This window comes from Pseudoduganella sp. RAF53_2 (genome assembly GCF_052113985.1).
In the GTDB taxonomy this organism is placed as follows: domain Bacteria; phylum Pseudomonadota; class Gammaproteobacteria; order Burkholderiales; family Burkholderiaceae_D; genus Rugamonas.
Genome location: NZ_JBFRDW010000254.1, coordinates 1 through 7,800, shown reverse-complemented (window position 1 = coordinate 7,800; position 7,800 = coordinate 1). Strand labels below are relative to the sequence as shown.

The 7,800-nt window shown below is 61.4% G+C and carries 6 protein-coding genes; all 6 read left to right on the top strand.

Annotation, left to right across the window (positions count from 1 at the left end):
- Positions 1–565: tRNA guanosine(34) transglycosylase Tgt (locus AB4Z11_RS16085; RefSeq protein ID WP_442026255.1), on the top strand; the 565-nt coding region annotated here is incomplete at its 5' end.
- A gap of 143 nt (positions 566–708) precedes the next feature.
- Entirely contained in the window at positions 709–987 is a 279-nt protein-coding gene (gene yajC / locus AB4Z11_RS16080; RefSeq protein WP_442026254.1) for a preprotein translocase subunit YajC, read from the top strand.
- Positions 988–1,046: 59 nt separating this feature from the next.
- Entirely contained in the window at positions 1,047–2,915 is a 1,869-nt protein-coding gene (secD, locus tag AB4Z11_RS16075; RefSeq protein WP_442026253.1) for a protein translocase subunit SecD, read from the top strand.
- A gap of 17 nt (positions 2,916–2,932) precedes the next feature.
- Positions 2,933–3,958 (top strand): protein translocase subunit SecF, encoded by a 1,026-nt coding sequence (gene secF, locus AB4Z11_RS16070; RefSeq protein WP_442026252.1) that lies wholly within the window; start codon positions 2,933–2,935, stop codon positions 3,956–3,958.
- Between the two features lie 184 nt (positions 3,959–4,142).
- Positions 4,143–5,468, top strand: a complete 1,326-nt coding sequence (locus AB4Z11_RS16065) for an MFS transporter (protein ID WP_442026251.1) — start codon at positions 4,143–4,145, stop codon at positions 5,466–5,468.
- On the top strand, positions 5,468–7,800 hold a 2,333-nt coding region (locus tag AB4Z11_RS16060; RefSeq protein ID WP_442026250.1), incomplete at its 3' end, for a GH36-type glycosyl hydrolase domain-containing protein. The genes AB4Z11_RS16065 and AB4Z11_RS16060, both read left to right, overlap by 1 nt.

Sequence of the window (7,800 nt, the reverse complement as noted above, 5' to 3'; positions counted from 1 at the left end):
GTTCGGCATCGTCCAGGGCGGCATGTTCGAATCCCTGCGCGACGAATCGCTGGAAGGCCTGGAAAAGATCGACTTCCCCGGCCTGGCGATTGGCGGCTTGTCGGTCGGCGAGCCGAAGGAAGACATGATGCGCGTGCTGGAACACTTCGGCCCGCGCCTGCCGGAAAACAAGCCGCACTATCTAATGGGGGTCGGCACGCCGGAAGACCTGGTGGCGGGCGTATCGAACGGCGTCGACATGTTCGACTGCGTGATGCCGACCCGGAACGCCCGCAATGGCTGGATCTTCACCCGCTTCGGCGACATCAAGATCAAGAACGCGCGTTATAAGGATGATAAGGAACCGCTGGACCCGACCTGCTCCTGCTACGCCTGCCGTAACTTCAGCCGCGCCTACCTGCACCACCTGCACCGTGCGCAGGAGATTCTGGGGGCGCGCCTGAACACCATCCACAATCTGCACTATTACCTGGACATCATGCAGCAGATGCGCGATGCCCTGGACGAAGACCGCTTCCCGGACTGGGTAAAACAGTTCCACGCGGACCGCGCGCGTGGTGTTTAAGCAAACTATTGCAAAAAGTGATATAGGCCCCAATCTCGGCCACTTCAGCGGGTGCTAGAATACAGCGCTTATTTTTTCAAACACTAATTGGAGTCACCGTGTTCATTTCCAACGCATATGCTCAAGGCGCTGATGCTGCAACCATGAGCAATTTGTCTACTTTCCTGCCGCTGATCCTGATGTTCGTGGTCATGTACTTCCTCATGATCCGTCCGCAGCAGAAGCGCGCCAAGGAACAGAAGGCCATGATGGACGCACTGGCCAAGGGCGACGAAGTGGTTACCGCCGGCGGCATGCTGGGCAAAGTGGCCAAGGTGACCGACGCCTATGTGACGGTTGAAGTTTCGCAAGGCACCGAAATCGTGGTGCAGAAAGCTTCGATCACCACCCTGCTGCCGAAGGGCACGCTCAAGGGTCTGTAAGAAAACCGGTGCGGGCGGCCACGAGCCGCCCGCTTTGTGTTGACTGAACGCTGAAGAATATGAATCGCTATCCCCTCTGGAAATATATCCTGATCGTCGTCGTGGTGCTGCTGGGCGCACTCTACACGGCGCCAAACTACTTCGGCGAATCGCCCGCCCTGCAGATCACCAGCGGCAAAGCCACCCTCAAGGTGAGCAGCGCTGTGGCGACGCAGGTGGAGGAGGTCCTGAAGAAGGACAATATCAAACAGGACGGCATCACCTTCGATCCGAGCGTCACCCACTCCGTGAAAGTGCGCTTCCCGGATACCGACGCCCAGTTCAAGGCCCGCCTGGCACTGGACAAAGGCCTGAACCCCGATCCGAACGATCCAAGCTATATCGTGACGGTCAACCTGATGCCGAACACCCCGCAATGGATGCAATCGCTGCGCGCRCTGCCGATGTACCTCGGCCTGGACTTGCGCGGCGGCGTGCACTTCCTGATGCAGGTGGACACCAAGGCTGCGCTGACCAAGCGTATCCAGGGCATCCAGGCTGCCGTGCGTAGCGACCTGCGCGACAAGAATGTGCGCCACGCCGGCATCGACCGCGTGGGCAATTCGGTGTTGATCAAGTTCCGCGACGATGCGACCCGCAAGGCCGCCGAAGCCGTGCTGACCGACCGCCAGCCTGACGTCGCCTTTGCTGAAGGCACAGACGGCGCCGACCTGACCCTGACCGTCACCCTGAAGCCGGCCGCCCTGAAAGCGACTCTGGACAACGGCGTGCAGCAGAACATTGCCACTCTGGGCAAGCGCGTGAATGAACTGGGCGTGTCCGAGCCGGTGATTCAGCAGCAGGGCGCCGACCGCATCGTTGTGCAGCTGCCTGGCGTGCAGGACGTGGCCCGCGCCAAGTCCATCATCGGCCGCACTGCGACCCTGGAAGTGCGCATGGTGGACGACACCATCACCCCAGGCACCGAGCTGACCTCCGCGATTCCGTACAACTCCGAGCTGTTCACCGTCGGCAAGAACGTGCCAGTGGTACTGACCAAGGACGTGGTGCTGTCCGGCGACTACATCTCCAGCGCCACCGCCACCTTCGACCAGAACCAGCAGCCGGCCGTGAGCCTGGACCTGAACGGCGACGGCGGCCGCAAGATGCGCGAAGCGACCCGCGAGCGCGTCGGCAAGCGCATGGCGATCGTGCTGTTCGAGAAGGGCAAGCCGGAAGTGCTGAGCGTTGCCACCATCCAGTCCGAATTGGGCAGCAAGTTCCAGATCACCGGCATGGGCAGCATCGAGAACTCCACTGAACTGGCGCTGCTGCTGCGCGCCGGTGCGCTGTACGCGCCGATGGAAGCCATCGAAGAACGCACCATCGGCCCGCAGCTGGGCGCCGAGAACATCGCCAAGGGCTTCCACTCCACGATGTACGGCTTCGCGGCGATCGCGATCTTCATGATCATCTACTACATGCTGTTCGGTTTCTTCAGCGTGCTGGCGCTGGGCATCAACCTGCTGCTGCTGGTGGCCCTGCTGTCCATGATGCAGGCCACCCTGACCCTGCCGGGTATCGCCGCAATCGCGCTGGCGCTGGGTATGGCAATTGACGCCAACGTGCTGATTAACGAGCGTATCCGCGAAGAGCTGCGCGCGGGCGCCAATCCGCAGGCGGCCATCTCCGTCGGCTTCGACCACGCATGGCACACCATTCTGGACTCCAACGTCACCACCCTGATCGTGGGCCTGGCGCTGCTGGTGTTCGGTTCGGGTCCGGTGCGCGGCTTTGCCGTGGTGCACTGCCTGGGTATTCTGACCTCGATGTTCTCCGCCGTCTTTGTATCGCGTGGCGTGGTGAACCTGTGGTACGGCCGCAAGAAGAAGCTGCAATCCCTGTCCATCGGCACCGTTTGGGTGCCTGGCGGCTCCGCAGCGAAGTAATCGAATAAGAGGACGACATGGAATTTTTCCGCATCCGTAAAGACATCCCCTTCATGCGCCACGCGTTGATCTTCAACGTGATTTCGGCGCTGACCTTCGTGGCGGCTGTTTTCTTCCTGGTTCACAAGGGCCTGCATTTCTCCGTCGAATTCAAGGGCGGCACCGTGATGGAAGTGCAGTACCATCAGGCGGCCAACCTGGAGAAGATCCGTCATACGCTGGAAGGCATGGGCTATGAACAGCCTGAAGTCACCAGTATCGACACCGCACGCGACGCCATGCTGCGCCTGCCGATCAAGCCGGGCCTGTCCAGCGACAAGACTTCGCAAACGGTCTTCGCTGAGCTGTGCAAGGTGGAAGGCGGCAGCGTCAAGGCCTTCGACAGCGTGACCGCCAAGGGTGAACACGTGAACAAGACCGGCTGCGCGGACGCCGCCGGTAACGAAGTGATCTCGCTGCAGAAGGCCGAATTCGTCGGCCCGCAGGTCGGTGAGGAACTGGCGCAGAACGGCCTGAATGCTCTGGTGATGGTGGTGATCGGCGTGATGATCTACCTGGCCATCCGCTTCGAATGGAAATTCGCAGTGGCGGCGATTATCGCTAACTTGCACGACGTGGTGATCATCCTGGGCTTCTTCGCCTTCTTCCAGTGGGAATTCTCGCTGACCGTGCTGGCGGCGGTACTGGCGGTGCTGGGCTACTCGGTCAACGAGTCGGTGGTTATCTTCGACCGTATCCGCGAAAACTTCCGCAAGCAGCGCAAGATGAGCGTGCGTGAAGTGATCGACAATGCGATCACCTCCACCATCTCCCGTACCATCATTACCCACGGCTGCACGCAGATGATGGTGCTGTCCATGCTGTTCCTGGGCGGCCCGACCCTGCACTTCTTCGCGATCGCGCTGACCATCGGCATCTGCTTCGGTATTTACTCCTCCGTGTTCGTGGCGGCTGCCGTCGCAATGTGGCTGGGCGTGAAGCGTGAAGACCTGATCAAGCCGGTCAAGGAAAAGAACGACGAAACAGGCGGCGCCGTCGTTTAAACCGACAGCATTTGCCCGCAAACGAAAGCGGCCCGCATGGGCCGCTTTTTTTATGTTGACAGGCGGGCGGCTTTGTTTGATGATAGCGCTATCATGATCCGATGGCAGGTGGGGTACACTCTCCCTAGCCTGTTTCTGCTGCGCGGGCGCGTGCTTCGCGCAGCACTTTTTTTGAGAGGTTGATGTGGTCCTGACCTGGCGGGAGAAAATCAGCTATGGCATCGCGGACATGGGCTTCAATTTTTATTGGGCCAATATCGCCACGTTCATGCTGATCTTCTATACGGACGTTTTCGGCATTTCCGCCGCGGCCGCCGCGTCGATGATGTTCCTCATTAAGATCATCAATGCTTTCACGGACCCGATGATTGGCGCAGCGGCCGACCGCACCGCCAGCCGTTTCGGAAAATTCCGCCCTTATCTGCTGTGGATGGCCGTGCCGCTGGCCGGCGCCGCCGTGCTTACCTATACCACGCCCAATCTCTCCGCCGACGGCAAACTGGTGTGGGCTTATGCGACCTATCTGCTGATGATGGTGTGCTACACCGGCATCAACATTCCCTACAACGCCCTGTCCGGCGTGATGTCTGCCGATCCGCAGGAGCGTTCCACCATCAATGGCCTGCGTTTCATTTTTGCGTTTGGCGGCAGTACCCTGGTGACGGCCGCCACGCCCGCCATGGTGCACTGGCTGGGTGGCGGCAATGAAAAATTGGGCTGGCAGCTGACGATGATCGCCTGGGGCATCGCGGCCTCCATTCTGTTCGTGCTGACCTTCGCCAACACGCGCGAGCGCATCGCGCCGCCTGAGGGCCAGAAGACCAATGTCTGGCAGGACGTGCGCGATCTGGCGGGCAACCGGCCATGGATCGTGCTGTTCTTCCTGGCGCTGATCATCATGGTCACCATTACGCTGCGCACCACCACGGCGGCTTACTACTTCAAGTATTACGTGGGCCGTCCGGATCTGATGGCGGCCTTTGTGCCGGCCTATATGCTGTCCGCCGCTGCCGGCGCCTCACTGACGCCGGTGATGACGCGCTTCGCGGACAAGAAGACACTGATGATCTTCCTGATGTCCACCACCGCCGTGCTGTCGGCCGTATTCTTCATCGTGCCGAAGGACCAGATCTGGCTGATGTTCGCGCTGCAGATCGGCATGGGCCTGGTGCTGGGGCCGAAGTCGCCGCTGGCTTTCTCGATGTATGCCGACACCGCCGACTACAACCAGTGGCGCACCGGCCGCCGCGCCACCGCCATGACCTTCGCTGCCGCCACCTTCTCGCAAAAACTGGGCACTGCGCTGGCGGTGGCCGTGATCGGCTCCCTGTTCACGGCGCTGGGCTATGTGCCGAACGCTGCGCAGTCCACCGGCTCTCAAGCGGGCATCGTGTGGCTGATGTCCCTCATTCCCGCAGCCTTCGCCTTGCTGGCGGTGGCCGTCATGTTCTTCTATAACCTGGACAGCAAAACGCTGAAACAGATACAGTCCGACCTGGAGTCAAGATAATGCTTCGCCCGATCGACAACGGTGACCGCTACGAACTGCTGTCGCCCACCGCCATGCGGCGCGCCGCAGGCTTCCTGTGGAACCGCAAAATGATGATTCAGATGAACTGCCGCGGCTATGCCGTGGCGCAGTTCATGCAGCCCGAGCCTGCGAAATACGCGCACGCGCCGAACCTGGAGGCGAAGACTTTCATGCAGCCGGAGCAGGGCTACTACGCCCATCATCCGGGCCGCTTCTTCTATATCAAGGACGAAGAGACGGGCGAGTTCTTCTCGGCGCCGTACGAGCCGGTGCGCGCCAAGGTGGACAGCTTCAGCTTCGTCGCTGGCAAGAGTGATATCGCATGGACCGTCGAACATCTGGGCCTGCGCGTGCAGATGGAACTGGGCCTGCCGGTCGATGACGTGGCCGAACTGTGGTCGCTGCGCGTGACCGATCTTTCCGGGCGTGCGCGCCGCATCAGCGTCTATCCCTACTTCCCGATTGGCTATATGTCGTGGATGAACCAGTCTGGCGAATACCGCGCGGACCTGGGCGGCATCGTTGCCAGCTGCGTGGCGCCGTATCAGAAAGTGGCCGATTACTTCAAGCAGAAGGACTTCAAGGACAAGACTTACTTCCTGTGCGAGACGCCACCCGATGCGTGGGAAGTCTGCCAGGAAGCGTTCGAAGGCGAGGGCGGGCTGCATGCCCCGTCCGCGCTGGCGCAGCCGGCGCTGGCGGGCGGCGATGCGCGCTACGAAACACCTGCCGCCGTGGTGCAATACCGCGTCGCGCTGGCCGCCGGTGCGAGCCGCGACTATCGCTTCCTGTTCGGCCCCGCGCTGGATGACGACGAAATTCGGGCCATGCGCGAGAAATACCTGTGCGCCGAAGCCTTCGCCGCGGCGAAACATGATTACGCCGAATACGTCGAGGGCGGCTACGGCTGCCTGTCGATCGAAACGCCGGATCTGGAGTTGAATAACTTCGTGAATCACTGGCTGCCGCGCCAGGTTTTCTATCACGGCGACGTGAACCGCCTGAGCACCGACCCGCAGACGCGCAACTACCTGCAGGACAATATGGGCATGGCCTTCATCAAGCCCGAAGTCGCACGCGCTGCCTTTGTGCACGCGCTGGGCCAGCAGGAAGTGTCGGGCGCCATGCCGGACGGGATTCTGCTGTACGAAGGCGCCGAGCTGAAATACATCAACCAGGTGCCGCACACCGACCACTGCGTGTGGCTGCCGGTCTGCATGAAGGTCTATCTGGACGAAACCGGCGACTATGCGCTGCTGGAACAAAAGGTAACCGGTACCGACGGCAAAACACTGACGGTAGCGCAGCGCATGTCCGCCGCGATGGACTGGCTGATGAAGGACCGCGATGAGCGTGGCCTGAGCTTCATCGCACAAGGCGACTGGTGCGATCCGATGAATATGGTTGGCTACAAAGGCAAGGGCGTTTCCGGCTGGCTGACGGTGGCCGCTGCCTATGCGATGAACCTGTGGTCCGATATGTGCGCACAGTGCGGCGACAAGGCGGGCGCCGATAAATACAAGGCAGGTGGCGCGGCGCTGAACGCGGCCGCCAACCAGCACCTGTGGGATGGCCGCTGGTTCGCGCGCGGCATCACCGACGACAATGTCGTCTTCGGCGTCGCGGCGGATAAGGAAGGCCGCATCTACCTCAACCCGCAAGCCTGGTCGATGCTGAGTGGCGCCGCCAGCGCCGGACAGCGCGCAACCATGCTGGACGAAGTCGAACAGCAGCTATACACGCCCTACGGTGTRCAGATGTTCGCGCCACCGTATTCGAAGATGCGCGACGACGTGGGCCGCGTCACGCAAAAGCATCCCGGCTCGGCGGAGAACGGCGCCGTGTACAACCACGCTGCGGTCTTCTTCATCTACAGCCTGTATCACGGCGGCGAAACCGAGCGCGCCTGGAAGCTGCTGCGCCAAATGATTCCGGGGCCGGACCAGGCGGATTATCTGCAGCGCGGCCAGTTGCCGATCTTCATTCCGAACTACTACCGCGGCGCCTGGAAAGAATACCCGCGCACGGCGGGCCGTTCCAGCCAGCTGTTCAACACGGGCACCGTGTCCTGGGTCTACCGTTGTGTGATCGAGGGCTTGTGCGGATTGCAGGGCGATGCGGATGGGCTGCGTATCGTGCCGCAGTTGCCGAAGGAATGGCCGGGCATGAAGGCCGTGCGCCGCTTCCGTGGCGCCATGTTTGACGTGAATATCCGCCGCACCGGCGGCGACAAGGTGCGCGTGTGGTGCAACGGCGAAGAACTGCCGGATGCACACATCGGCAACATCGAGCCGGGCCAGCGCTACCAGCT